At 67.6% G+C, this 24,282-nt stretch carries 24 protein-coding genes; 13 read left to right on the top strand and 11 right to left on the bottom strand.

Translation table 11 applies throughout. From position 1 onward, the window contains the following. Positions 1-62 precede the first annotated feature (62 nt). Together ACQCSU_RS12325 and dacB are read right to left on the bottom strand one after the other, a co-directional pair. Positions 63-1,181, bottom strand: coding sequence for a zinc-dependent metalloprotease (locus ACQCSU_RS12325; protein ID WP_426975575.1), 1,119 nt, complete (start codon positions 1,179-1,181; stop codon positions 63-65). Positions 1,182-1,291: 110 nt separating this feature from the next. Next, the gene (gene dacB, locus ACQCSU_RS12320; RefSeq protein WP_426975574.1) at positions 1,292-2,779 is read right to left on the bottom strand and encodes a D-alanyl-D-alanine carboxypeptidase/D-alanyl-D-alanine endopeptidase; all 1,488 of its coding nucleotides are present in this window, start codon (positions 2,777-2,779) and stop codon (positions 1,292-1,294) included. Between the two features lie 142 nt (positions 2,780-2,921). Here dacB and ACQCSU_RS12315 point away from each other — a divergent pair, with 142 nt between their 5' ends. The 4 genes from ACQCSU_RS12315 to ACQCSU_RS12300 all read left to right on the top strand — a co-directional run bounded on the left by ACQCSU_RS12315 (position 2,922) and on the right by ACQCSU_RS12300 (position 6,390). Then, positions 2,922-3,410 carry an inorganic diphosphatase gene (locus ACQCSU_RS12315; RefSeq protein WP_426975572.1) on the top strand — a complete coding sequence of 163 codons (489 nt, stop codon included), beginning with the start codon at positions 2,922-2,924 and terminating at the stop codon, positions 3,408-3,410. 119 nt (positions 3,411-3,529) lie between these two features. After that, positions 3,530-4,855: a carboxylesterase family protein gene (locus ACQCSU_RS12310; protein WP_426975571.1), complete on the top strand. Its 1,326-nt coding sequence runs from the start codon at positions 3,530-3,532 to the stop codon at positions 4,853-4,855. Between the two features lie 63 nt (positions 4,856-4,918). Next, a complete protein-coding gene (locus tag ACQCSU_RS12305; RefSeq protein ID WP_426975569.1) occupies positions 4,919-5,674 on the top strand; it encodes a DUF429 domain-containing protein in 756 nt (251 codons plus the stop codon). Positions 5,675-5,790: 116 nt separating this feature from the next. Next, positions 5,791-6,390 (top strand): hypothetical protein, encoded by a 600-nt coding sequence (locus ACQCSU_RS12300; RefSeq protein ID WP_426975568.1) that lies wholly within the window; start codon positions 5,791-5,793, stop codon positions 6,388-6,390. A 77-nt stretch (positions 6,391-6,467) separates the two neighbouring features. Here ACQCSU_RS12300 and ACQCSU_RS12295 read toward each other — a convergent pair whose 3' ends face one another. Together ACQCSU_RS12295 and serS are read right to left on the bottom strand one after the other, a co-directional pair. Then, positions 6,468-7,337: an HAD family hydrolase gene (locus tag ACQCSU_RS12295; RefSeq protein ID WP_426975566.1), complete on the bottom strand. Its 870-nt coding sequence runs from the start codon at positions 7,335-7,337 to the stop codon at positions 6,468-6,470. Between the two features lie 105 nt (positions 7,338-7,442). Beyond that, a complete protein-coding gene (serS, locus tag ACQCSU_RS12290) occupies positions 7,443-8,723 on the bottom strand; it encodes a serine--tRNA ligase (RefSeq protein ID WP_426975564.1) in 1,281 nt (426 codons plus the stop codon). A 78-nt stretch (positions 8,724-8,801) separates the two neighbouring features. Here serS and ACQCSU_RS12285 point away from each other — a divergent pair, with 78 nt between their 5' ends. Beyond that, entirely contained in the window at positions 8,802-9,866 is a 1,065-nt protein-coding gene (locus ACQCSU_RS12285) for a diacylglycerol/lipid kinase family protein (RefSeq protein WP_426975562.1), read from the top strand. Here ACQCSU_RS12285 and ACQCSU_RS12280 read toward each other — a convergent pair. The 3 genes from ACQCSU_RS12280 to ACQCSU_RS12270 all read right to left on the bottom strand — a co-directional run bounded on the left by ACQCSU_RS12280 (position 9,863) and on the right by ACQCSU_RS12270 (position 11,519). Further along, positions 9,863-10,099 carry a hypothetical protein gene (locus ACQCSU_RS12280; protein ID WP_426975561.1) on the bottom strand — a complete coding sequence of 79 codons (237 nt, stop codon included), beginning with the start codon at positions 10,097-10,099 and terminating at the stop codon, positions 9,863-9,865. The genes ACQCSU_RS12285 and ACQCSU_RS12280 overlap by 4 nt on opposite strands. A gap of 94 nt (positions 10,100-10,193) precedes the next feature. Next, positions 10,194-11,174: a prephenate dehydratase gene (pheA, locus tag ACQCSU_RS12275; protein ID WP_426975559.1), complete on the bottom strand. Its 981-nt coding sequence runs from the start codon at positions 11,172-11,174 to the stop codon at positions 10,194-10,196. Between the two features lie 18 nt (positions 11,175-11,192). Beyond that, positions 11,193-11,519 carry a rhodanese-like domain-containing protein gene (locus tag ACQCSU_RS12270; protein ID WP_426975557.1) on the bottom strand — a complete coding sequence of 109 codons (327 nt, stop codon included), beginning with the start codon at positions 11,517-11,519 and terminating at the stop codon, positions 11,193-11,195. Between the two features lie 110 nt (positions 11,520-11,629). Here ACQCSU_RS12270 and ACQCSU_RS12265 point away from each other — a divergent pair, with 110 nt between their 5' ends. The 6 genes from ACQCSU_RS12265 (at position 11,630) to ACQCSU_RS12240 (ending at position 17,552) form a co-directional block, all read left to right on the top strand. Then, a complete protein-coding gene (locus ACQCSU_RS12265; protein ID WP_426975556.1) occupies positions 11,630-12,484 on the top strand; it encodes a Type 1 glutamine amidotransferase-like domain-containing protein in 855 nt (284 codons plus the stop codon). Further along, entirely contained in the window at positions 12,477-13,916 is a 1,440-nt protein-coding gene (locus ACQCSU_RS12260) for an amidase (RefSeq protein WP_426975555.1), read from the top strand. The genes ACQCSU_RS12265 and ACQCSU_RS12260 overlap by 8 nt, the downstream gene beginning before the upstream one ends. A gap of 118 nt (positions 13,917-14,034) precedes the next feature. Beyond that, positions 14,035-15,147 carry an alcohol dehydrogenase catalytic domain-containing protein gene (locus tag ACQCSU_RS12255; protein WP_426975554.1) on the top strand — a complete coding sequence of 371 codons (1,113 nt, stop codon included), beginning with the start codon at positions 14,035-14,037 and terminating at the stop codon, positions 15,145-15,147. 168 nt (positions 15,148-15,315) lie between these two features. After that, positions 15,316-16,785 (top strand): peptide MFS transporter, encoded by a 1,470-nt coding sequence (locus ACQCSU_RS12250; RefSeq protein WP_426975552.1) that lies wholly within the window; start codon positions 15,316-15,318, stop codon positions 16,783-16,785. A 4-nt stretch (positions 16,786-16,789) separates the two neighbouring features. Then, positions 16,790-16,912, top strand: coding sequence for a hypothetical protein (locus tag ACQCSU_RS12245; RefSeq protein WP_426975551.1), 123 nt, complete (start codon positions 16,790-16,792; stop codon positions 16,910-16,912). A 121-nt stretch (positions 16,913-17,033) separates the two neighbouring features. Next, positions 17,034-17,552, top strand: coding sequence for a hypothetical protein (locus tag ACQCSU_RS12240; RefSeq protein ID WP_426979779.1), 519 nt, complete (start codon positions 17,034-17,036; stop codon positions 17,550-17,552). Positions 17,553-17,586: 34 nt separating this feature from the next. On the opposite strand, the gene ACQCSU_RS12235 is transcribed toward ACQCSU_RS12240, so the two are convergent. After that, positions 17,587-18,138: a DUF4190 domain-containing protein gene (locus ACQCSU_RS12235; protein ID WP_426975550.1), complete on the bottom strand. Its 552-nt coding sequence runs from the start codon at positions 18,136-18,138 to the stop codon at positions 17,587-17,589. 135 nt (positions 18,139-18,273) lie between these two features. Between ACQCSU_RS12235 and pgm the strand changes: the two genes are divergently transcribed. Beyond that, on the top strand, positions 18,274-19,923 hold the full coding sequence (gene pgm, locus ACQCSU_RS12230; RefSeq protein WP_426975549.1) for a phosphoglucomutase (alpha-D-glucose-1,6-bisphosphate-dependent): 1,650 nt from the start codon (positions 18,274-18,276) through the stop codon (positions 19,921-19,923). 17 nt (positions 19,924-19,940) lie between these two features. On the opposite strand, the gene ACQCSU_RS12225 is transcribed toward pgm, so the two are convergent. The 3 genes from ACQCSU_RS12225 to ACQCSU_RS12215 all read right to left on the bottom strand — a co-directional run bounded on the left by ACQCSU_RS12225 (position 19,941) and on the right by ACQCSU_RS12215 (position 22,659). Then, positions 19,941-21,095, bottom strand: coding sequence for a GGDEF domain-containing protein (locus ACQCSU_RS12225; RefSeq protein ID WP_426975547.1), 1,155 nt, complete (start codon positions 21,093-21,095; stop codon positions 19,941-19,943). A 182-nt stretch (positions 21,096-21,277) separates the two neighbouring features. Beyond that, on the bottom strand, positions 21,278-21,790 hold the full coding sequence (locus ACQCSU_RS12220) for a 2'-5' RNA ligase family protein (RefSeq protein ID WP_426975545.1): 513 nt from the start codon (positions 21,788-21,790) through the stop codon (positions 21,278-21,280). Positions 21,791-22,053: 263 nt separating this feature from the next. Beyond that, entirely contained in the window at positions 22,054-22,659 is a 606-nt protein-coding gene (locus tag ACQCSU_RS12215) for a malonic semialdehyde reductase (RefSeq protein ID WP_426975544.1), read from the bottom strand. A gap of 227 nt (positions 22,660-22,886) precedes the next feature. Between ACQCSU_RS12215 and ACQCSU_RS12210 the strand changes: the two genes are divergently transcribed. Beyond that, on the top strand, positions 22,887-24,242 hold the full coding sequence (locus tag ACQCSU_RS12210) for a uracil-xanthine permease family protein (RefSeq protein ID WP_426975543.1): 1,356 nt from the start codon (positions 22,887-22,889) through the stop codon (positions 24,240-24,242). The last annotated feature ends 40 nt before the right edge of the window (positions 24,243-24,282 follow it).

Raw genomic sequence — 24,282 nt, 5'->3', positions numbered from 1 at the left:
GGCGGGGCGGGGATTAACCCAGGCGGGATCGCCGCCCGGCACGGGAACTGCTGCCACGGAAATTAGAGTCCCATCCGTTCGAGCCAGAGCTTGGAATCGTGGATTTCCGGCTCGGTCGGCAGCTGGCCGGCGGACTCCCAGACCCCGTTGAAGCCGTCCATGCCGGCCACTGCCACCACTTCCCGGACGAACTTCGCGCCGTCGCTGTATTGGCGCATCTTGGCGTCGAGGCCCAGGAGGCTGCGGATGAACTTCTCAATCACGCCGCGGTCCTTGTCCCGGGAGTTGAAGCGCTGCCGGATGGTTTTCACGGACGGCACGATGCTGGCGTCGACGGCGTCCATCACCACATTGGCGTGGCCTTCGAGCAGGCTCATCAGTGCCGTCAGGCGGGAGAGCGCCGCCTTTTCCTCCGGGTTCTGCAGCAGGTCCAGGATGGCTCCGCGGCTGGCGCCGGCGCCGGCTGCCGTGCGGTCCTTGAGCGATTTCGCCGCCGCCGAGGCACGCTCCATCAGGGAATCGACGTTGCCGAGGAGCAGTCCGCTGAGGTTTTCGATCTCGTCCAGCATGTGGTGCCGGAGCCAGGGCGCCGCGGCGAACTGCACCCGGTGGGTCTGTTCGTGCAGGCAGACCCAGAGCCGGAAGTCCTCCGGTTCGACGTTGAGCTCGCGTTCCACCGAGATGATGTTGGGCGCCACGAGCAGCAGGCGCCCCCCGGCGGGGGCAGCGGAGTTCTCGGCGAGGGCGGAGAAAGGGTCGTACTGGCCGAGGACCTTGCTGGAGAGGAACGCCAGGATGGCGCCGAGCTGGCTGCCGGTGATGGCGCCGCTGACGCTGGCAGCACCGGGGTTCAGGGTGCCGCGGTGGCTCTCGAGCATTTTTTCCATCGCGGGTTTGAGCATGACGGCGAAGCTCTGCGTGTTGGCCCTGGCCCAGGAGGCCCGGTCCACGACGAGGACCGAGGAATCCCGCAGGTCCCTGGCAGCCTCGAGGCCGGTGATGTCATGGACGTGGGGCACTGATAGGTCCGCCAGGTGGCGCAGGTTCTCAACCGCGGCGCCGATTTCGGCCGCTCCCAGCGTGGGACCGGCGGGCGCCAGCCTCGCGGCGGTGGCGGCGGCCAGCTCCCAGTTGATCAGGGCTTGGGCTTGGGCAGACGTCTCGCGTGCAGAGGACTCCATAGGGTCCATCAGATCACAAGGCCACGACTGTCCGCCTTAAATTCGTCGGGCGGCGAACGGCAGGGGACGCCCGGGCGGACGGAACCGGCGCTTCCTGTCAGCGCTTCCTGTCAGCGGCAGCCGCAGCCTGCCAGGACGGACGCCGTGCGGTCCAGTGCCGTCTTGTTGGCTGCGCCCGGGGCGAGGCCGTTGCCGATGAACGAAAACACCAGGAGCCGGCCGTCGGCGTCGACCACGTAGCCGCTGAGGGCGATCACGGTGTTCAACGTCCCGGTTTTGGCGCGGACAAGGCCCGCCCCCCGCGCGGTGGTCGCGTCGGTGTAGCGGTCCCCGAGCGTGCCGGTGAGTCCGGCGACGGGGAATCCGGCCAGGGCGGCCCGGAGCCGGGTGTCCGTTCCGGAAGTGATGGCGCGGACCACCCCCGCCAGCTGGCGGGCGGAGACCCGGTTGGCAAGCGCCAGGCCGGACACGTCGGCGGCGCGGAGCGTGGCCGTGTCGACGTCGAGCTCGCCGAGCTGTTGCAGCACGGCCGCGGTGGCGCCGTCGTTGCTGGCGGGCTTGCCGGCGGCGAGGGCTGTCATCCGGCCCATGACCTCGGTGAGGTAGTTGTCGGAGGTCCGCAACAGCAGATCCACCTGCTGGCCCACCGTGGCCGACCGGACCTCGGCCAGCACCTTGGCCTCCCCCGCTGATCCGGCCGTTATGGTGGGGGCCCGTACGACGCCGGGCGCCACCGTGAGCCCGGCCGGCGCTCCGGCCGCCGAAAGCTGCGCCCAAAACGCCTCGGCGGCAGTCATGGCGGCGTCCTGGGGGCGTGGCCCTGTGCTCTTGGCAGGGTCGAACCGGGCAGAGTTCAGCGCCAGCGGGAACAGCGGGGCCATCTCGCCGGCTGCAACATCCTCCGGGCTCCAGGCCGGGTTGAGGGACGGGCCGGTAAAGAGGGAATCATCCAGCAGCACGTTCACGGTGCCGGAGACGCCGTCCTCCTGGAGGGCCTTGACGGTGGACTGCGCGAGCGTGGCGAGTCCGGCATGGCCCAGGACGGCCTCCGGGGCGGAGTCGCCCGCACCCAGGAGCACGTCTCCCCCGCCGGCGAGTATGACCGTGCCTGGTGCGGAACCGGCCAGGACCCGGGTGCTGAACCGCCGTTCCGGGCCGAGGGTCCGCAGTGCTGCGCTGGCCGTCAGCAGCTTCATGTTGGAGGCCGGAACCCTGGCCTCGCCCGCGGAGCGGTCAAAGAGCAGCTTTCCGGTGGTGGCGTCCTGCACTACCCCGGTGAAGGTTCCGGCGCCGTCGGTCTTCAGGGTTTCATTGAGCTGGGCGGCCAGGGTCCCCGGCTCCGGGACGGGCGCGGCAGCGCTGAGCGGTTCAATCCCGGCGCCGCCGCGGGCGGCCAGGGCAGTCGGCGGCTGCTGCCACGGCGGGGCGGACGCGACGGCTTCCGCGGCGCCATTGTGGCCAAGGAAAGCCGGGGCGATGGTGAGGCCAGCGGGAACGGCGAGCGCCAGGACCAGGAGGGTCAGGAGCAGCATCGGGAGGCTCCGCCGCAGCGGGCCGGGCATCTGGTCCGTGCCTGCGCGGCCGGTTCTGCGTTTCATGCTGCTGCTGGTCCTTTAGTCCTGAAATGTCCCCACTAGTTCCTGAAACCAGGGCCTCTCGCTATATCCTCAATAGTAGTCGGCGGCACCGGCAGTCCTTTTTGTGTGCCGCGCACCCCCTGAATCCGTCGAGGAGCATTCCATGAAGCATGACGTGACCATCGAGATCCCCAAGGGATCACGCGTCAAGTACGAAATCGACCACGAGACCGGCCGCGTCCGCCTGGACCGCGTCCTGTTCACCTCGATGCAGTACCCCACCCACTACGGGTTCTTCGAGAACACCCTGGGTGAAGACGGCGACCCGCTGGACGCGCTGGTGCTCCTGCAGGACTTCGATCTGCACCCCGGCGTGATCGTTGAGGCGCGCCCCATCGGCGTGTTCAACATGACCGACGACGGCGGTGGCGACGCCAAGGTCCTCTGCGTTCCGGCCGATGCCCGCTTCGACCACATCAACGAGATCGGCGATATCAGCGAGTTCCTGATCAAGGAGATCGAGCACTTCTTCACCCGCTACAAGGACCTGGAGCCGGGCAAGTGGGTCAAGGCCGAGGGCTGGGGCGACCGTGCCGCCGCCGAAGCCGAGCTCGAGGCTTCCATCAAGCGCTACGTACCGCACACGCACTAACCTTCGCCCGCCAAAGCGCGAACGGTCACTTGAGGCCCCGAATCCAAGGATTTAGGGGCCTCAAGTGTCCGTTCGGCGGTTTTCAGTGGCGCGCCCGGAATCTGTGAAATCGTTGGCCTATGAACACCGACCCGGCCTTTGATCCGCTCTGCGGTCCGATCACCGGATGGCGGGACGGTGACGTGGTGCGTGCCACGGGTATTCCCTACGCCACAGCTGGACGTTTCCAGGCTCCGGTGAGTGCCCCTGGGTGGACCGGGGTGCTCACCGCCACCTCACTCTCACCCGCCTGCCCGCAGGCCCCGGTACCCTTCCTGGACGATGTCCTGGGCACCCGTTACGGTGAACTCCCCGGGAGTGAGGACTGCCAGCGCCTCTCGATCACGCTGCCGGCGGACATCGATAAAGATGAGCGGGTGCCGGTCATGGTGTGGCTGCACGGCGGGTCCTATACGTCCGGCTCCGGGGACCTGGCAATCTTCGACGCCAAGGCCCTGGTTGCCGAAAACCGGGTCATCGTGGTTTCCGTGACGTACCGCCTGGGCTTATTCGGATACCTGGCAGCCGGCACGGGCCGGCCCGCCAACCTCGGCCTCCTGGACCAGCTTGAGGCGTTCCGCTGGGTGCAGCGCAATATCGGCGCCTTCGGCGGCGATCCTGGACGCGTCACCGCTTTCGGACAGTCCGCAGGAGGCGACGCCGTAGCCCACCTCATGGCGACGGCGGACGCACCATCACTGTTCCAGCGCGCCATCATTCAAAGTGCACCCCTGGGCATTTCAAGGGGAAGGCAAAAGATGAACACCGCCATGGGGATCGCAGCGGAAGCCGTCACCGATGACACGCCTGCCTTGGACGTCGTCGCCATTGAGGACAATGTTGCACAGGTGGCCCGAAGGTTCGGCCTGATGGCTGCCATGCCCTTCGGCACGCAATACGGGCACTCACCCCTGCCGGCCGAATCCGGGATCGACGCCGCCTGGAACACGGCGGCCCCGGAGATCGAGGTCCTGATCGGGCACACGTCCGACGAGGCCCGCCTGTTCCTGCCAGGCAGCCCCCTTGTTAGCCGCCTGGCCAAGGTACCGGTCCTTGGCGCCGCCATCCTCAAGGCCATCAGCTGGGCCGTGACGGAAACGGTCTACGGCAGATCAGCCAGGAGATTCGCCCGGCGGCACGCCCAGGCCGGAGGCAAGGCTTACAGCTACGTGCTGACCTGGAGTGCACAGGGAAATATCTACGGGGCCGCCCACACCATTGACCTGCCGCTGCTGTTCGGAGACCAACGGACCTGGGAAGGTGCAGGGCTGCTTACGGGCGCCACCTGGGAGGAAATCAACGCCCAGGGCCGGGCCCTCCGCGCTGTTTGGGCCCGGTTTGCCTCCGGGGACGGCCTGGGTAGCCGGGGCGGGATTCCCGGCGCACTCCGGTACCGCGCGGTCTGAACCGGGCGACAGGTAGATTGCTCGCATGCCCATGCCGTTGACCACCATCCCGGGAGGATCCCGGTGAGGACCCTCGGCGTCGACCTTGCCGCCGGGACCAAGAAAACAGCAGTGGCGGTCCTGGACTGGGTTGGCGGCGGCGCCCGGTTGGTGGCACTGTCCCTGGACGTGAGCGACGCGGACATTGTCCGGCGCTTCGGCAGCTGCGACATGACGGGGATCGACTGCCCCGTGGGCTGGCCGGACGCCTTCCTTCCCTTCCTTGCCGGGCACCTGAGTTTCGACGCGCACCCCGTGCTGGACCATGACGGGATCGAAGGCCGCCGGCTGCTGGCCTACCGGGACACCGACAGGTTCGTCACCCGTCAAACCGGCCTGATCCCGCTCAGCGTCTCCGCGGACCGGCTGGCCCACCCGGCGATGCGCTGCGCCGTCATCCAGGCAAAGATCGCACGGGACCACGGGCCGCAGGCCAGGGACGGCAGCGGCCGGCTTGCCGAGGTCTACCCGGCGGCTTCGCTGAAATCCTGGGGCCTGCCCGCTCGCGGTTACAAGGGGCGGGGCGGAGCGGAAACTGAGCGGCTGGCCCTGATCCTTGACGGGCTGACCGCGGCAGCCCCCTGGCTGGACCTGGCCGGATACGATGACCGGCTGGCCGGCTCCGATGACATGTTCGACGCGCTCATCGCCTCGCTGACCGCGCGCGCCGTTGCCCTGGGCAGGACAATGCGCCCCGATGACGGCCATGCCAAGGCTGCCCGGACCGAGGGCTGGATCCATCTGCCCACTGGCGGGCTCCACGAGCTCAACGGCGCTTAGACACGACGGCGTGGTTACTCAAGCCTCAGAGGTTCCGCTGCGGCAGTGGTGCGAGGCGTCGGCCGGTCCCGGACCTCTCTTGCCTCCGATTTACCAGCGGGTAGTGTTGATCCAGAATGTTCACGCTGACCATCAACCAAACCGACAGCCGGCGCGACGGCGACCGCGTGCCGCAGCTCCTCAAGGACCTGCGGCACATACCGGCGCGCCTCGATTTCGACCGCTCGGTGGAGGACGAGGTCCAGGGCATTGTGGACTGCCCGCACCAGGCCGTGGAAGCTGCGATGATCGCACTGCGCAGCGGCAGCTGGTACGTCGGAATCGGGGTGGGGCCGGTGAACGAACCGCTGCCCAACCAGATCAAGGATGCTTCCGGCCACGGGCTCATCTATGCACGGCGGGCCGTTGACAGGCTGCGCAACGGCAAGGACCGGGTCCCGGTGGCGGTTGAAGGCCCGCTGGCTGACCTCGCGGCGGAATCAGAGGCCGTGCTGCGGCTGTTGGGCCATATTGTTCACGGCCGGAGCCAGGCTGAATGGCGGGTCCTGGACCTGTTGACTCCGGGCGTCCGCGGACAGCAGAAGACCGTCGCGATGGAACTCGGCATCACGACGCAGGCGGTCAGCAAGGCCGTGGCCCGGGCACAGTGGAACGAGGAACACGCCGCACGGCCCGCCGCCGCACGGCTGTTGGGCCTCATCCTGGAGGTCCGCTGACCGGTTCGGGCGGCTGCAGGGCCGGGGGCGCGGGACACTCCTCGTAGAGCACAGCCCCAGTCCAGGGCGGCAGTTTCCTAAAGGAGGCTGCGCAGCACGTGGGCGGCGCCGTCGTCGTACACGGAGTGGGTGATCTCGTTCGCGGCGGCGATGACCTCCTCCGGTGCCTGTCCCATGGCCACCCCGCGGGCGGCCCACGTGAGCATCTCGATGTCGTTCCGGCCGTCGCCGACGGCGATCGTGCGGTGTGCCTCGATGTCCAGCCGGCCGCGGAGCTGCTCCAGGGCGCTGGCCTTGGTGACTCCGGCGGCGGCAATGTCCAGCCAGGCTGTCCAGCCGACCGAGTAGGTCACGCCGGCCAGTCCGATGTGGCGGATGGCCGTGTTGAACTCCTCGGGCGTGTTTTCCGAGCTGAACACCACCACACGCACCGCGGTGGCCTCCAGCATGGTCTGGAAGTCGACACCGATGGCCTCCACGCCGAAGCTGGCGTCCTGGAAGCGCTCGGTGGAGAGGAAGTTGCCGTCTTCGTCCTCCAGGGCGTACTTGGCCGAGGGCAGCCGTTTGCGCAATGCGCGGAGGGCCGGACCCGGGTCGAAGGTTGCCTTGTGGAGAACCTCGTAGCCTGAGGACAGGCTGGAATCGAGACGAAGGGTCACCCCGCCGTTCGAACACACGGCATAGCCGTTCTCGATGCCGATGTGCTCGATGATGGGCAGGGTGGCGTTGAGTGAGCGGCCCGTCGCGATCATGACGTGGTGGCCGGCGGCCACGACATCCTGGGCTGCCTCGCGGACCGGGACGGACATGTGGCCGTCGTGGTCGACCAGTGTACCGTCGACGTCGAGGGCGATCATCAGCTTGTGGCCGTTGTTGTTCTGGTTGTTCTGGTTGCTATTTCGCCGGTCATCGTTGCCGGCGACTGAGGTTTCAGTCAATGTTGTCATCCAACTAGTAGAGCAGACGCCCCCGACAGCCGCTAGGATCCACGCCACAGCGCGCGGTGAACTCGGCGTGAACGCTGCGGGGCGTCGGGGGTCGGGGGCGGACCGCTAAAGGACAGGGAAGACCGTCATTCCGCCAAGGTACTTCTGCAGGGCCGCGGGGACGTTGACGGAGCCGTCCGGGTTCTGGTGGTGTTCCAGGATCGCCACGATCCAGCGGGTGGTGGCCAGCGTGCCGTTCAGCGTGGCGACGGCGCGGGTTCCCTTGGGTGCGCCCTCCTCGTTCAGCACGCGTTCGCGGATGTTGAGCCGGCGCGCCTGGAAGGTGGTGCAGTTGGACGTGGACGTCAGCTCGCGGTAGGCGCCCTGGGTGGGGACCCACGCCTCGCAGTCGAACTTCCGGGCGGCGGAACTGCCCAGATCTCCCGCCGCGGTGTCGATCACTCGGTACGGCAGCTCGCATTTGGCCAGCATTTCCTCTTCCCAGGCCAGCAGGCGGGCATGTTCAGCGGCCGCTTCCTCCACGGTGGTGTAAATGAACATCTCCACCTTGTTGAACTGGTGGACACGGATGATGCCGCGGGTGTCCTTGCCGTGCGAGCCGGCCTCGCGGCGGTAGCAGGAGCTTTGCCCCGCATAGCGGATCGGGCCGGCGGAGAGGTCCAGGATCTCGTCCGAGTGGTAGCCGGCGAGGGCCACTTCCGAGGTGCCCACAAGGTAAAGGTCGTCTTCGGCGAGACGGTAGATCTCGGCGTCGTGCTTGACGTCGAAACCGGTTCCCTGCATGATTTCGGGGCGGACCAGCGTGGGAGTGATCATGGGCACGAAGCCGGCGTCGACTGCCTGCTCCATGGCCATCTGCAGGAGTGCCATTTCCAGCCGGGCGCCGACACCCCGCAGGAAGTAGAACCGCGAGCCGGAAACCTTGGCGCCGCGTTCCATGTCGATGGCGCCGATCAGCTCACCGATCTCCAGGTGGTCCTTGGGCTCGAAATCGGTGAATTCGCGGGGCGTGCCGACGGTCTTGACCACGATGTAGTCGTCCTCGCCGCCGGCGGGGACGCCGTCCTCGATGAGGTTGGGGACCACGCGGAGCAGCTCTTCGTGGGCAGCCTGGGCGATGTCGGCTTCGGCGGAGGCGGCCTTGACCGAGCCCGCGAGAACCTTCACCTCTGCCAGCAGGGCCTGCTTTTCCTCGCCCTTGGCCTGCGCCACCTTCTTGCCGTAAACATTTTGCTCGGCGCGCAGGTTCTCGAAGCGGATCAGCGCCGCGCGACGGGCCGAGTCCGCGGCGATGATCGCGTCCACCACTGATTCGTCGGCGCCGCGGGCGCGCTGGCTGGCACGGAACTTGTCCGGATTTTCGCTGAGGTCTTTTACATCGATCACCGGATAAGACTATCCAATCCGGTAGGCGTTGCCTGGCTATCCGGCCGCATGGCAGCGGCGGGATAGTGTTGGAGCACAATGCGCGACTGGCTGCTGTACCTCATCATCGCTGGAGTTCTGGCGTTCGCCGTCTCCAGCTGGTGGGGAGTGCGCAGGCTGAAAGCCAAGCACACCCGCAGCGCCGTCTGGGAACAAACGCACAGCCCAGGCCTGGGACAGCAGAAGGTGGCCGTGGTGATGAACCCGATCAAGGCCAAATCTGCCGAAGCCCGGGAGCTGATCGAGAGTGCATGCGCCTCAGCCGGCTGGGAGCCGCCGCGCTTCTTTGACACCACTGCCGAGGACGCCGGCTTCTCCCAGGCGCGGGCTGCGGTGGAGTACGGTGCCGACGTCGTCCTGGCGGGCGGAGGTGACGGGACGGTGCGCGTCGTGGCCGAGATCCTGGCCGGCACGGACATCGCCATGGGCCTGATCCCGCTCGGCACCGGCAACCTCCTGGCGCGCAACATAGATCTTGACGTGAATGACGTGCACGGCAGCGTACAGGCTGCCCTCTTCGGACACCAGCGGTTCATCGATACGGCGCGCATGCGGGTTGAAAACTCCAGGACCGGTCAGTCGTCGGAGCACACCTTCCTCGTGATCGCCGGCATCGGCATGGACGCCGAAATCGTGGGCGACACCAATGACGGGCTGAAGAAGGCCGTGGGTTGGCTGGCGTATACGGAAGCCGGTGTCCGGCATCTTCCCGGGCGCCGCAAGAAGATCTCCGTCGCCCTCGATGACCAGCCCGAGCAGTCCAGGAAAATCCGCAGTGTGCTGTTCGCCAATTGCGGGCTGATCCCCGGCGGCATCGACTTCATCCCCCAGGCCATGATCGATGACGGCATGCTGGACGTGGTGGTCATGAGCCCGCGCAGCGCCATCGGCTGGCTGGCGATGTACACAAAGATAGTCCTGAAGCACAAGAGGAATCTGCCGGTGATGAGCTACTACCGCTCAGGGAAGGTGACCATCCGGTGCGCGGAACCCATGGCCACCCAGGTCGACGGCGATCCCTCCGGCGAGGCCACAACGGTGACCGTCCAGGTGGCACCCGGATCCTTGCTGGTACGGGTCAGGAACGGCACCGAGGAAGACTAGGCGCTGGCTTCCTTCTTCGAAGCAGTATTTGCCGCATCCGCGGACTTCTTCGCCTCCGCAGCGGCCTTCGCGGCGCGCGCCTCGGACTGCTCGCGGATCATGGCCTGCTCCTCTTCGAAGCGCAGCCGGTCAGCACGGTCGGCGTCGTCACCGTCCCAGTCTTGGTTGTCAGCGGTCGGTTTGGGATTCACAATCATTCCCTGGCCGTCATTTTCTGTGCTGGTACTCGACATGACCTGCTCCCTCCGTTAGAGGACTTCCCCAATATGGATCAGGCAAGCATACGCACAGTTTCCTAGGCGTGGAAGTGCCCGGTGCGGCATTTGTCTACGCTCTGGGCGAAGCCCTCGGCGTATATTCCGGCACCAGAGATGCTCCTGCCAGAATATTTTTCACCCATGCATGTGCCGCGCGGAATGCCTGGTCCGAGGTATGCGGGGCCACGAGCGTCCGCTGACCGTCGGCACGGCTGTAGGAACCCAGGAAGCGGGTGGCCGGGCTGATCCGGTGCAGGCCGGCGAGGGCATCGGCGACCCTCGCATCGGCAACGTGGCCGTCCGCGTCGATACTGAAGAAGTAATGACCCAGGTACTGGCCGGTGGGCCGGGATTCGATCCGGCTCAGGTTCACCCCACGGGTGGCGAACTGGTCCAGGATCTCCATCAGGGCGCCCGGCCGGTCCTCCGGCAGGGGAACCACCACGGTGGTCTTGTCCGCGCCGGTCGGCTCGGGCAGGGCACCCGGCCGGCCCACGAGCACGAAGCGGGTGACGGCACCGGGGTTGTCCCCGACGTTCTCGGCCAGGACAGCCAGCCCTGGCTGCTCCGCGGCCACGATCGGGGCGCAGATCGCGGCGTCATAGTGGGCGCCGTCCTCGAGAAGACCCATCGCTGCCGCCGCTGTCGAGGACCCCGGGATGTATTCCGAATTGGGAATATTAGCGTCGACCCAGAGCCTGCACTGCGCCCAGGCATGGCCGTGGGTGGAGATCCGGCGGATGTCTTCAATGCGGACGCCGGGGCGGGCGACCAGGACAAAGCTGATTGGCACGAGGGCCTCCCGGAGGATGCGAAGCTCCTGCCCCGTGGCGATGGCGTCAAGGGTTGCCGTAACACCGCCCTCAACCGAGTTCTCGATCGGCACCATCGCCGCGTCCGCTGAGCCGTCCCGGACCTTGTCGAGCGCCGAATTCACATTGGACGCCGGGATGCGGATGGCCTGCGCCGCGCCCGGCACCTGCATCAGGGCAGCCTCGGTGAAGGTGCCCTCGGGCCCGAGGAAGGTGTAGGTGACGGGAGATGCGGGCATCGGCTCTTCTTTCTTCGCTTACAGGATGACTGGCTTGAGCCCGTTGTCGGACACCAGCGGCATGCCGGTTTCCAGCCACTGGTCCATGCCGCCGGCCACGTTCAGGGCGGAATACCCCTGGCCCACCAGCCACTGCGCGGCCCGGAATGAGCGTCCGCCGGTACGGCAGATGACGTAGAGGTCCTCATCCGGGTCCACTTCGTCGATCCGTGCCGGGAGCTGGTCCAGCGGAATGTGCAGGGCACCTTCCGCGTGGCCCGCAACCCACTCATAGTCCTCGCGGACGTCCAGGATTCTGGCCTCTTCAGGGATGTCAGACACGGTGACGGTGTCGAAGTCGCTCACGTTGGTCCTTTCGCAGCAATCAAGGTCTGCCACCAGCCTATCGCCAGCCGCTAAGAGCGCACCCCAACGGGCGGCACGTTACGCTTCTGGGATGGCGCAAAGGAGATCCCATGGCAGCTGACCGGCCCACCATCCTGGCAACCTCCGGCGGTTACAAAGCCGGGAACCGGACCCGGCTGGAGTTCGACCGCCTGGTGCATCACGCCGTTGAACTCTCCGGGGTGAGCGGGCGCGCACCGCGGATCACGCACATCGGGACCGCGTCGGGAGATCAGCGCTGGTTTAATGCCGAGCTGGACGAGGCCGCCCGGGTTGCGGGCTTTGACTTCAGCCATCTCAACCTCTTCACTATGCCCAACCATCCGGACCCCGAGGCGCACCTGATGGAACAGGACGTCGTCTGGGTCAACGGCGGCTCGGTGGTGAACCTGCTCGCCGTCTGGCGGGCGCACGGACTCGATGCCGTCCTGCGCCGGGTGTGGGAGCAGGGCGTGGTCCTCGCAGGCGTCTCCGCCGGGTCCCTGTGCTGGTTCCAGGGCGGCGCCACCGACTCCTTCGGCCCCGAACTGGCGGCCGTGACCAACTGCCTGGCGCTGCTGCCGTACGCCAACGGGGTGCACTACGACTCCGAGGCACGCCGGCGCCCCCTCGTGCACCGGCTCGTGGCCGACGGCACCCTTGGCGAGACGCATTGCTCTGACGACGGCGTGGGACTGGTCTACGTGGGGACCGAGCTGGTGGAGGCCGTGAGCGAGACCAGGGGCAAGGGTGCCTACATCGTGACCCGGCGGGACGGGGCGCGGGGGGACATGTCCAGCGCCCACCCGCGGACATGCCCTCCCCTCGACGCTAGGACTGGGCATGATGCCACCATGTCCACTCCTGCGTCCCATGAATGGGCATGTCCCCCGGGCGGGGAGCCCGTCGCAGCCGAGGAACGGCTGGAGCCGCGTTTCCTTGGCTGAAATCCACGAACTTTCTGCCGTCGGGCTGCGCGATGTTCTGCGCTCCGGCGAAGTCTCGGCCCGCGAAACGGCCGGGCATTTCCTCGACCGGATCGGGGCCGAGAACCCGCACCTCGGCGCGTTCATCACTGTCACGGCGGAGCAGGCCCTGAAGGACGCCGCCGCGGCGGACGCGCGCCATGCCCGCGCGGCGCGCGACCGGGCAGGGCTGCCGATGCTGCACGGGATGCCCGTGGCGTTCAAGGACCTGACCGACGTCGCCGGCGTGGTCACCACCCACGGCAGCGCCGCCCTGGACCACAAGCCCGCCCTGGCCGACGCCGCGCTCACCTCCGTGCTGAAGGGTGCCGGCGCCGTTTCCCTGGGCAAGACCCAGGTTCCGGAGTTCGGCCTGACGGCCTACAGCGAGAACCGGATCGCACCGCCGTCACGCAACCCTTACGCTCTCAGCCGCAGTTCGGGCGGCTCCTCGGGCGGCAGCGCTGCCGCCGTGGCCGCCGGGCTGCTGCCCTTTGCCCCCGGGTCCGACGGCGGCGGCTCGGTCCGCATCCCGGCGGCCGCCTGCGGGCTCGTTGGACTCAAGCCCGGCCGTGGCCTGGTGCCCGCAGGGGAAAGCTCCGGTGATCCCGCGGGACTGGTTGCTACCGGCCCGCTGGCCCGCTCCGCAGCGGATGCAGCGCTGATGCTCGATGCGCTCGTCCCGGCGGAACCGGGTCCGCACGGAAATGCCGCGCCCAGCTATCTCGAACTCGCCGCTCAGGAACCGCCCCGGCTCCGGATCGGGGTGAGCCTGGACAGTCCGTGGCAGACGATCTTCCCCTTCACCCCGGGCCAGGAGGCCCGCGACGCGCTGGCGGCAGGCATCAGGATGCTGGAGGCGTCGGGCCATGAAACAACGGAAGCCACGGTCCGCTACGACAACCGCTACCCGGACGCGTTCACCACCGCCTGGACCGCCGCCGTCGGAAGCGCCCGGATCGCGCCCCACCGCGAGGCGCTCCTGTCGCCGCTGACCCGCACGTTCCGGCGTCGGGCACAGCAGCGTAGCGCCGCCAAACTCAACGAGTCGTTAGGGTTCCTGCGGCTGTTCCAGCGGGACACGATCGTCCAGTACGCAGCCTGGGACCTCATGCTGATGCCTGCGCTGGCGCAGACTCCCCGGCCGGTGGGCTGGTTCACCGGCGCCGCCCACGGCGACGGCTACTGGCCCGCGTCCGAGTGGACGGGCGACGCCGACGGCGACTACCGCAAGCAGTGCGAGTTCGCGCCGTGGTCCTCGATGGTGAACGTATGCGGCTTGCCCGCCATCACCATCCCGGTGCACTGGACCGGCGGCGCCCCGGGCGCCGGCCTGCCGATGGGAATCCAGCTGATCGGGCCGATGGGGTCCGAGGCGCTGCTGCTGCAGGTGGCCGCGCAGCTGGGGTTCTAGCGCCGGTTCCGGTTGTACGGTGGACATGCCTCGTCCTGAAGCGACATGACCTGAAGCGAATGGCTTGAAGCGACATGACCTGAGGCGACACCGTCTTGAAACGACATGAGAGGGATCGATGAAGATCACCGGTGCAGTACTTGAGGAAATCGGCCGCCCGCGCCCGTTCGCGGACTCCAGGCCCATCACCATCTCGGAACTGGAGCTGGACGGTCCCGGGCCCACTGAGATCCTGGTCCGGCTCGAGGCCGCCGGGATCTGCCATTCCGACCTGAGCGTTGTTGACGGCAACCGGGTGCGCCCGGTCCCGATGCTGCTCGGCCACGAGGCGGCGGGCCGCGTCGTCGAGGTCGGCTCCGAGGTCACAGACCTGGAACCGGGCCAGCGCGTGGTGATGTCCTTCCTGCCCCGCTGCGAATCGTGCGGGAACTGCGCCGCGGACGGCCGGCTGCCCTGCACCGCCGGTTCGAAGAGCAACGGGGAAGGGACGCTGCTGCACGGCTCCACGCACCTGAGCCGCGGGGGCGAAAAGGTCTATCACCATCTGGGCGTCTCGGGCTTCGCGAGCCACGCCGTGGTGGACCGGGCCTCGGCCGTGCCGGTCGGCGACGACATTCCCGCGGACATCGCCGCGGTCCTGGGCTGCGCCGTCTTGACCGGCGGCGGGGCCGTCCTCAACGCGGCCCGGCCGGAACCGAAGGACAGCATCATGATCGTGGGCCTCGGCGGCGTCGGCATGGCCGCCCTGATCACGGCCGTCTCCCAGGGCGTCTCCCGGATCGTGGCGGTGGACACCCTCGAGGAGAAACTCGAGCACGCCCGCCGGCTGGGCGCCCACGAGACGTACACCCCCCGGCAGGTCCTCGAGCAGGGCGTCAAGGCCAGGTATGTGATCGAATGCGCCGGAAATCCGCGTGCCTTCGAGACCGCCTTCGCGGCCACCGCCGTCGGCGGAACCACCATCACCGCGGGCCTGCCCTCGCCCGAGGCCCGGGCCGCGATCTCCCCGCTGACCATCACGGCCGAAGCCCGCACCATCGTGGGCAGCTACCTCGGCTCCGCCGTGCCTTCCCGCGACATCCCCAAGTACGCCCAGCTCTGGCGCGAAGGGAAGTTGCCAGTCGAGGAGCTGATCTCAGCCCGCATAGCACTGGCAGACATCAACCAGGCCATGGACCAGCTGGCCGACGGAAAAGCCGTCCGCCAGGTCATCATCTTCGACGCCGGGTAGCCCCTCATCCAGGTTGCGCTGTCACTTGTAGTTGCTATTCCGGGTCCATAGCGACATCTGCTGATAGGTCAAAGGGCGGGTGGGCCCGGGACAAAACGCCGGGCGAAGGACTTGCCCCGGGCCCCCGCGAATGTGACAATCGCGCGTCACACTGTCAGCATTAAGTAAATGAGCACAACTCATTTATCCAATCCCCCCGCTACAACGCCGGGCGATACGTCCTTTTTTGGCCACCCAAAGATGCTGGCCAGCCTCTTCTCCGTAGAAATGTGGGAGCGCTTCTCCTTCTACGGAATGCAGGGAATCCTGCTTTACTACATGTACTTCACGGCTGCTCAGGGCGGCCTGGAAATTGAGCAGGGCCTGGCCGCCAGCCTGGTCGGCGCCTACGGCGGCGGCGTCTACCTCTCCACCATCCTCGGTGCCTGGCTCGCGGACCGGCTCTTCGGCTCCGAGCGCGTGCTGTTCGGCTCCGCCGTCATGATCATGGCCGGCCACATCGCGCTGGCCCTGGTTCCGGGCATTCCCGGATTGATCGCCGGCCTGGTGCTGGTGGGCGTCGGTTCCGGCGGCCTCAAGGCGAATGCCACCGCATTGGTGGGAAGCCTGTACCGCGAGAAGGATGAACGCCGCGACGCCGGCTTCTCCATCTTCTACATGGGCATCAACGCCGGCGCCCTGATCGGCCCGCTGGTCACCGGCTGGCTGCAGGAAAGCCACGGATTCCACTGGGGCTTCGGCGCCGCCGCCGTCGGCATGGCGCTGGGCTTGGGGATTTACGCTGCGGGCCGCAAGAGGCTCCCCGACGAGGCCCACCGGGTGCCCAACCCGCTGCCCGCCCCGGAGCGCACCAAGTACGGCGCGATCTTCGCCGGCATCGCGGCCGCTATCGCCGTGCTGCTCGCCACCGGCACCGTGAATGCCGGGAACCTGGCCATGTCCATGGCCTACGCCGCGATCGGCGCGTCCGTCCTCTACTTCGTCCTGATCTTCAGCAGCAAGAAGGTCTCCGGCACCGAGCGCCAGCGCGTTGCAGCGTTCATTCCGCTGTACATCGCCTCGGCCGCCTTCTGGGCCCTGTTCCAGCAGCAGTTCACCTTCATCGCCGTGTACTCGGAGGAGAAGCTGGACCGCAACCTGTTTGGCTGGGAAATGCCGGCGGCCTGGGTGCAGTCCATCAACCCGGTGTTCATCATCATCTTCGCCGGCGTCATGGCTGCACTGTGGACCCGGCTGGGCCGGAAGCAGCCCGGTTCGGCGCTGAAGTTCTCGATCGGCCTGTTCGTGATGGGGCTGGCGTTCCTAGCCTTCATCCCGCTGGCCGGCGGGGGCAAGACGCCGCTGCTCGCCCTGGTCGGGATCCTGTTCCTGTTCACCCTCGCGGAACTGTTCCTCTCCCCGATCGGGCTGTCGGTGACCACCAAGCTGGCACCCAAGGCCTTCCACACGCAGATGGTGGCGCTGTTCTTCCTCTCGGTGTCCCTCGGCACCACGCTGGCCGGCATCCTGTCCGGCCTGTACAACCCGAAGGACGAGCTGCCGTACTTCACCGGCATCGGCGGAACCGCCATGCTACTGGCCGTCGGCCTCGCCGCGGCCTCGCCGGCAATCAAGAAGCTCATGGGCGGCGTACGCTGACCCGATGAGCACCAAGCATCGCCCGCCGGTTGAGTCGTGCGTCTACGTCCCCGCCCCCGGCGAGGCGTCCGACGTCGAACTCATGCCGGCGGGCGATGTCACCGACGGTGTGACGCCGGGCGGCTGACGGCAGCCCTCACCGTCCAGGGGCTGACCGCCCGGACGGAGAAGGCCAGACGGAGACGGTCCCTCAGCGGCTCACGGGTCCCGCGGCGTCCAGCAGCTCCAGCTCCGCACGCCTCGGCGCGCTGCGGGGATATCCGACGATCGCCGATGCCGTCGCCGACGACGCCCTGGTGCGGGTAGCCCGGAAACTCCAACGCGATGACGTGATCCCCACGCAGACAGCGCCGGCCGGACTCGATCTTTACGAATACGGCGAATCAATCCTCACGCGGTTCGCGAATCCGAACCTTGGCCCCACCACCATCCAGGTCGCCATGGACGGATCTCAAAAGTTGCCAGTCCGCGTCCTCGGCACCGTGGCGGATCGGCGCACGGCCGGTGACGTGCCCTATTCCGCAGCCTTGCTGCTTGCCGCCTGGATGGTTTTCATCTACCGCGGACGCGACGTCAACGGGAAGGCCCTGGCCCTCGATGACCCGATGGCAGATGCCCTGCGCGAGGCAGCCGCCGGATCCGAGGCTGGACTTGCGGACAGACTCCTGTCACTCAACTCGATCTTCCCCGAGGAGGTGTCCGCCCACGCTGACTCCCGCGCGGCGGTGGCATCCAGCGTAAGGCGCCTCTGGTCAGAGGTCGCCTAGGAAAAGCCGGCCGGAGGCGCCTGTCAGTGCCTCTTTAGACCCCGTAACCGCTGTAGCGTGCGCTGCCGAACACGGCCGCAAGAATCACGATGACCAATATGGTGAGTGCGATGCCCACGTACCCCAGCACCAGACCCGCGACGGCCATGCCCCTGCCTGACGGCTCCCTCGTGAGGGCCAGGTGACCCAGGATGACCGCCGCGATCTGCGGAAGGATAAAAAACCCGAACCCCACGAACACGGCTATGCCGCAGCAAAGGCTCGCTACGCTCAGGCCCTTGGGCTCGGGCGGCATCCCGTAGTAGCCTGGCTGGCCGTAGGCGTTGTAGCTTGCGCCCGGCTGGCCGTACGCGTTGTAGGGGCCGCCCGGCTGGCCGTACGCGTTGTAGGGGCCGCCCGGCTGGCCCGGCGCACCGTACGGTTGGCCCGGCGCACCGTACGGTTGGCCCTGCGGCTGGCCGTAGCCCGGGTCGGATTGCGGTACTGGTTGCGTAGCGGAGATCTCGTCTCCCGGCTGCTGGGTGTACGACGGCGGCTGGTAGCCGTGCGGCGTCTCGTCCTTGCCCGATGTCGGCTGGTCAGTCATGGAAGTCCCCTTTTGAAAGTCCCTGGCTCCAGACTACCGCCGCCCGGTTCCGACGATCAGGAAATTCTGCGTCACAGGGGCCGGATTCCCTACAAATCGTGTTGTGGTCCGCCCCCCGTCTGGCATGCTGGTGCCATGGCTAGCCGCGCGGGCACTGTTGCCCAACCCCAAGACCTTGTTGACCTCACTGCGCTCCTGGATGCGTACTACGACGTATCGCCGGACCTTGGCGACCCCGGACAGCGGGTGGCGTTCGGCACCTCCGGTCACCGCGGCTCCAGCCTGAAGGCCTCCTTCAACGAGCCGCACATCCTGGCCATCACCCAGGCGATCGTGGAATACCGGGCTGGCCAAGGCATCACCGGCCCCCTGTACCTGGCCAAGGACACCCATGCGCTCAGCGAGCCGGCCCAAAACTCCGCCCTGGAAGTGCTCGCGGCGAACGGCGTGAACGTTCTGATCGACGCCCGCCACGGTTACACACCCACCCCGGCCCTGAGCCACGCCATCCTCACCCACAACAACAACTCCCCCGCCGGGGCGCCGCAGGCTGACGGCATCGTGGTCACCCCCAGCCACAACCCGCCCGGCGACGGCGGCTTCAAGTACAACCCCCCGCACGGCGGACCCGCGGACACCGACGCCACCGGCTGGATCGCCAACCGTGCCAACGAACTGCTGGAGAACGGACTGCGCGGGGTCAAGCGGATTCCCGTCGCCGATGCCCTCAGCGCCGGCACCACCGGCAAGTTCGACTTCCTCAGCAGCTACGTGGACGACCTCCCCTCGGTCCTGGACCTAAACGCGATCCGCGAGGCCGGCGTCCGGATCGGAGCCGACCCCATGGGCGGCGCGTCCGTGGACTACTGGGGAGAGATCGGCGAGCGCCACCACCTGAACCTCACCGTGGTCAACCCCACTGTCGACCCGCAGTGGGCGTTCATGACCCTCGACTGGGACGAGAAAATCCGGATGGACTGCTCCTCGCCGTCGGCGATGGCGTCCCTGATCAACCGCATGTCCGACGGCGCCAAGTTCGACGTCGCCACCGGCAACGACGCGGACGCCGACCGCCACGGGATCGTTACTCCGGACGGCGGGCTGATGAACCCGAACCACTACCTCGCCGTCGCAATCGACTACCTCTACCGCCACCGTACCGGCTGGAATCCGCAGTCCGTGATCGGCAAGACCCTGGTTTCCTCCTCGATCATCGACCGGGTGGCAGAAAGCCTGGGCCGCAAGCTGGTGGAAGTCCCTGTGGGCTTCAAGTGGTTCGTCCCGGGCCTGCTGTCCGGCGAAGGCGCCTTCGGCGGCGAGGAATCAGCCGGCGCGTCCTTCAACAAGATGGACGGCAGCGTGTGGACCACTGACAAGGACGGCATCCTGCTGGCCCTGCTGGCCTCGGAGATCACCGCGGTGACCGGCAAATCGCCGTCGCAGCTCTACAAGGGCCTCACGGAGCAGTTCGGCGACCCCGTCTATGCCCGGATCGACGCCGCTGCCACCCGCGAGCAGAAAGCCGCCCTCGGCAAGCTGTCGCCTTCGGACGTCACTGCCACGGAACTGGCCGGGGAGACCATCACCGCCAAGCTGACGAAAGCACCGGGCAACGGCGCGGCGATCGGCGGCCTCAAGGTGGTCACCGAAAACGCCTGGTTCGCTGCCCGGCCTTCCGGCACCGAGGACGTCTACAAGATCTATGCCGAGTCCTTCAAGGGCGCCGATCACCTCAAGCAGGTCCAGGCTGAGGCTAAAGCCCTCGTCGACGGCGTCATTTCCTAAGGGTCAGGCCGTAGCGGTCAGGCCGACTTTTCCTCAAGGTGGCTGGCCAGCACCGAGCGGTCTCTGCCCAGCGATTTCGCCTGGTAGAGGGCCGCATCGGCTGCGGCCACCATCTTCGGGAGTTCCGCCCTTCCGGGGCCGGTGGCCGCGATGCCGTAGCTCACCGTCGGGAGTCGCGGAATCGTGCTGGACCGCAACGCCTCCAGGCGGCGGCTGATGTCCGCCGCAATTCCGCTGGCCACCTCCGGCGTCACCCCGGGGAGCAGCAGGATGAACTCCTCGCCCCCGTACCGGCCCACGAGGTCGGTGGACCGGACAGTGGACGTGCACGCGTCCGCAAAGGCCTTGAGCGCAGCATCGCCTGCCGAATGGCCGAAGTCGTCGTTGATGGCCTTGAAATGGTCGAGATCGGCCAGGACCAAGGAGCCGATGGTCCTGGTCCGGCTGAGTTCGTGTTCGGCCAGGTCAAGGAATGCCGTCCGGTTCAGCAGACCGGTCAGGCCATCGACCGTCGCCCGCGCCCGTAAATCCTGGGTCAGCTGCTCATTGCTCAATTCGGCCATGGTGAAGGACGCCACGACCAGAATCACGGCCGAAAAGATGGTCGTCGTCGCTGATCCGAAGATCGAGAGGAACACCGGGCCCTCGCGCCCGTCCGCCAGAAAGGCAACAAGGCGGCCCAGGTAGAACACGGCCAAGATGCCGGAGCCGACGGCGAGCGTGCGGTGCACGCGCGAAAAATTGTGGTCGAGCAGGAAGAGCTCACGGCACGCGAGGCCGATCAGGACGCCCATGAACGCCAGATAGGCCGGGCCCCCCGCCCAGACGTTCGTGGCCGGCTGGTCCAGCACCGACGCGACGGCGGTGACGGCGGGACCGGCGGCAAGAAGCCATGCCTTGGGAACCGCGGTCCGGAGCGAACGGGCGCCGGCCCAGATACTGGCCGCTCCTGCGACGAGGAGTACGTTTCCTCCGGGGTTGGCCCACACCTGATGGGCGGTGCCGTCTAACAGATACGCTGCATTGCCGGTCAAGAACAGGAACAGGGCCATGCACCACCAGCCGCTGTAAGTGGATCGGGTGCGGCGGAAGGTGATGAAATAAAAAAGCAGCAGCAGGGTCAAATCAACCACCGCCAAAGCGACTCGCAAGGTCAGGGTGTCAAGCATCATGTTGTGGCCCCCGGTCCGCACCTAATAGCCCCACATTTGTGGACGCAGCGTCGCGTGACCCAAGTATGGCACCCCCGGGCCGGATTTCATGGTGCGTGCTGAGGATGTGACTCGCCTCGAGCCACCCGCGGCATCGACCGCCGGGACCGCCGCGGAACCAGACACCGGCCGCGGGACGCTGCTCATGCCGCTGGAAGGGTCCAGAGCTTGAGGACCCGCCGGGTCGCATGCCCGCCGCCGGGCGCCATATCCACCAGCGCGATCCGGTCCAGGACCACCACCTGACCGTCCCGCACACGCCTGTCACCGCGGTGCGAGACGTGCGGCCGGTAGCCCGCCAGGGCGTAGGCGGGAGCCGCGATCCTGCCGGGCACAGCCGCCACCATCCGCACCAGCGATTCATGGAGCGCCTGCAGCGGTTCGCTGGGCTCGATCAGGCGGACCGGGATCAAGCCGGACCTGCCGAACCCTGCTTCCCCGCCGGCAGTCAGACGGATGCCGAGCGCCGCGGCGACGGGGGCCGCCATGAGTCCGGCAATCCTCTCGGCCAGCGCATCGGGGACCGACGCCGGCGCGCCTGCGTGACCCACTACCTCGAACTTGGCCAGTGTGACGTGCAGCGGCCAGTCATCGCGGGGAAATTCGAGCCCCTCGGTGACGGGCTCCAGGAAAGCCACCACAATCAGGTTCCGCATGGGGAAAGTCTGCCACGGCAGCCGGGCCAAGGGACGGCGGCACCCCACCTGCGAAACGCCCTGTGGTATCGGCCCCGATGCGGACTAGACTGGGAAGTGGGCACGGATGCGGCCTTGCGCTCACCCGCAGAATGCGTCCCGAGTGCCTCCGGCCTGTCCCCCATGGTGCCGGAGGCACCTCCGCGTCATGGCGAGCCGGAGGAACCCTGCGTCCCGGCGTGCCGGAGGCACCCTGCATCCACAAAATGCGCAGGGCCAGGGCGTCAGAGCGTCCGGACGACGTCCTCGTAGGCGAATTTCGGCTTCGCGGCACCCCACGCGTCGGCAGCGGGCCGGCCGATGTTGACCACCAGGAAGCTCTTCTGGCTGCCATCGGGGAAGAACGCCTCGTCAATCGCGGCGAAGTCCGCTCCCGTCATGGGACCCGCGGCGAAGCCAAGCGAGCGCACCGCCAGGATGAAGTAGCCGGCCTGCAGGTGCGCATTGTTGTTGCCCGTGGCCGCGGCCAGGTCCGGGGCGGCGTCGTACATGGCCTTGGGGGCGTTGAAGCCGGGAAGGAAGTTGTCCCACTGCTCCTGCCAGGAGGTGTCGTAGCTGAGGATCGCGACCAGGGGTGCCGACGCCGTCTTGGCACGGTTGCCGTTCGAGAGGGCGTCGACGAGGGTGGCGCGGGCCTCGGCGGAGCGGACGTAGCTCACGCGCAGCGGCTGCGAGTTAAAGGCGGTCGGCCCGAACTTGGTGAGCTCGTAGATGGCCCGGGCCTGTTCATCGGTGACCTCGCCGGTGAAGGCGTTGGCCGTGCGGGCCTCGGCAAAGATGGCGTCCACCGCGGCGGCGTCGATTACTGCTTCATCATGGGCGATCGTCATTCGCGTCCCTTTCGCTTGCCTGCCCGGCCTGGGAGCAGGGCGTTTGTGCTGTCCATAGTTGCAACTTCAACTGATGCAGTCTGCTTCCCGTGGCGCCCCGTGACGTCCAGCACACAGGACGTCCGGCACAGCGGCACCGCCGGAGCGGGCGGGCAAGACCGGCGCGGTAAAGTTGCTCCGGAAGATTCCTTCCCGCCCCGCCACACATTCTCTGAAAGGCTCCGGCAATGAGCATGCTCGGTACCAAATGGAAGCTCCACGGCAACGGCAGGTCCATCCGCCCCGGCGGGGTCGTCAAGCCGGATGAGCGCCTCGCCTGGCCGCTGACCATCGGCGTCGGTATGCAGCACGTCGTCGCCATGTTCGGCGCCACCTTCCTGGTCCCGATCATCACCGGCATGCCGCCGGCCACCACCCTGTTCTTTTCCGGCATCGGGACCCTGCTGTTCCTCGTCATCACCAAGGGCCAGGTACCCAGCTACCTCGGTTCCAGCTTCGCCTTCATCGCCCCGATCATGGCCTCGCAGCAGCAGTACGGCGTTCCGGGAGCCCTCGGCGGCGTGGTGCTGGCCGGCGTCGGGCTGGCCATCATCGGCGCCGTCGTGCAGAAATTCGGGGCGGGCTGGATCAACCGCCTGATGCCCCCGATCGTCACCGGCGCCATCGTGGCGCTGATCGGCCTCAACCTCGCGCCCGCCGCGAAGAACAATTTCGACGCCGCCCCGGTCACGGCCCTGATCACGCTCGCCACGATCATCCTCGTCAGCGTCTTCTTCCGCGGCATCCTGGGCCGGCTGAGCATCCTTGTCGGCGTGGTGGTCGGCTACATCGTGGCGATGATCCGCGGCGAAGTGGACTACTCCAAGATGGACGGCGCGGCGTGGATCGGGCTGCCGCACTTCCAGACCCCCGAATTCCACCTCGGCGTCGTCGGCCTGTTCGTCCCGGTGGTGCTGGTGCTGGTCGCCGAGAACATCGGCCATGTGAAGTCCGTGTCCGCGATGACCGGCCAGAACCTCGACGGCGTCTCCGGACGCGCGCTGATGGCCGACGGCGCGGCGACCGTGCTCGCCGGCCTGGGCGGCGGCTCAGGCACCACCACCTACGCGGAGAACATCGGCGTCATGGCTGCGACGAAGGTCTATTCCACGGCGGCGTACTGGGTGGCTGGCAGCTTCGCCGTGGTGCTCAGCTTCTCGCCGAAGTTCGGCGAACTCATCGCCACTGTCCCGGCCGGTGTGCTCGGCGGCGCCGCCACGATGCTGTACGGCATGATCGGCGTCCTCGGCGTGAAGATCTGGGTCCAGAACAAGGTGAACTTTGCCAACCCGGTGAACCTGACGACGGCCGCCGTCGCGCTTATTGTCGGCATCGCGGACTACACCTGGACCATCGGCGACCTGAAGTTCACCGGCATCGCACTGGGTTCCGCCGCGGCGCTGGTGATCTACCACGGCATGAAGGCCATCGCGAAGGCCCGCGGCACGGTCGCGGAGCCGGAAGCCGAGGAGCCCGCGACGGTGGCTGCGGTCAGGGCCGCCACGAACGCCGCCGCGAAGCGCGCGCCGAAGAAGCGGCGCTAACGCCAGCAGCAACCAAGCGAAAGGCCGGCGTCGGGCCACC

It is taken from the genome of Pseudarthrobacter sp. O4 (genome assembly GCF_050157025.1).
GTDB lineage: Bacteria > Actinomycetota > Actinomycetes > Actinomycetales > Micrococcaceae > Arthrobacter.
The sequence above is the reverse complement of the archived record's forward strand: the minus strand, read 5'-3'. Positions and strand labels throughout refer to the sequence as shown.

Coding starts and splice junctions, on each gene's coding strand:
- ACQCSU_RS12220 (WP_426975545.1), bottom strand. CDS start 21,790: ATGCGGAACCTGATTGTGGTGGCTTTCCTGGAGCCCGTCACCGAGGGG.
- pgm (WP_426975549.1), top strand. CDS start 18,274: ATGGCTAGCCGCGCGGGCACTGTTGCCCAACCCCAAGACCTTGTTGAC.
- ACQCSU_RS12300 (WP_426975568.1), top strand. CDS start 5,791: ATGTTCACGCTGACCATCAACCAAACCGACAGCCGGCGCGACGGCGAC.
- ACQCSU_RS12225 (WP_426975547.1), bottom strand. CDS start 21,095: ATGATGCTTGACACCCTGACCTTGCGAGTCGCTTTGGCGGTGGTTGAT.
- ACQCSU_RS12215 (WP_426975544.1), bottom strand. CDS start 22,659: ATGACGATCGCCCATGATGAAGCAGTAATCGACGCCGCCGCGGTGGAC.
- ACQCSU_RS12315 (WP_426975572.1), top strand. CDS start 2,922: ATGAAGCATGACGTGACCATCGAGATCCCCAAGGGATCACGCGTCAAG.
- ACQCSU_RS12280 (WP_426975561.1), bottom strand. CDS start 10,099: ATGTCGAGTACCAGCACAGAAAATGACGGCCAGGGAATGATTGTGAAT.
- ACQCSU_RS12255 (WP_426975554.1), top strand. CDS start 14,035: ATGAAGATCACCGGTGCAGTACTTGAGGAAATCGGCCGCCCGCGCCCG.
- ACQCSU_RS12250 (WP_426975552.1), top strand. CDS start 15,316: ATGAGCACAACTCATTTATCCAATCCCCCCGCTACAACGCCGGGCGAT.
- ACQCSU_RS12235 (WP_426975550.1), bottom strand. CDS start 18,138: ATGACTGACCAGCCGACATCGGGCAAGGACGAGACGCCGCACGGCTAC.
- ACQCSU_RS12325 (WP_426975575.1), bottom strand. CDS start 1,181: ATGGAGTCCTCTGCACGCGAGACGTCTGCCCAAGCCCAAGCCCTGATC.
- ACQCSU_RS12310 (WP_426975571.1), top strand. CDS start 3,530: ATGAACACCGACCCGGCCTTTGATCCGCTCTGCGGTCCGATCACCGGA.
- ACQCSU_RS12265 (WP_426975556.1), top strand. CDS start 11,630: ATGGCAGCTGACCGGCCCACCATCCTGGCAACCTCCGGCGGTTACAAA.
- ACQCSU_RS12295 (WP_426975566.1), bottom strand. CDS start 7,337: ATGACAACATTGACTGAAACCTCAGTCGCCGGCAACGATGACCGGCGA.
- ACQCSU_RS12210 (WP_426975543.1), top strand. CDS start 22,887: ATGAGCATGCTCGGTACCAAATGGAAGCTCCACGGCAACGGCAGGTCC.
- pheA (WP_426975559.1), bottom strand. CDS start 11,174: ATGCCCGCATCTCCCGTCACCTACACCTTCCTCGGGCCCGAGGGCACC.
- ACQCSU_RS12285 (WP_426975562.1), top strand. CDS start 8,802: ATGCGCGACTGGCTGCTGTACCTCATCATCGCTGGAGTTCTGGCGTTC.
- dacB (WP_426975574.1), bottom strand. CDS start 2,779: ATGAAACGCAGAACCGGCCGCGCAGGCACGGACCAGATGCCCGGCCCG.
- ACQCSU_RS12245 (WP_426975551.1), top strand. CDS start 16,790: ATGAGCACCAAGCATCGCCCGCCGGTTGAGTCGTGCGTCTACGTCCCC.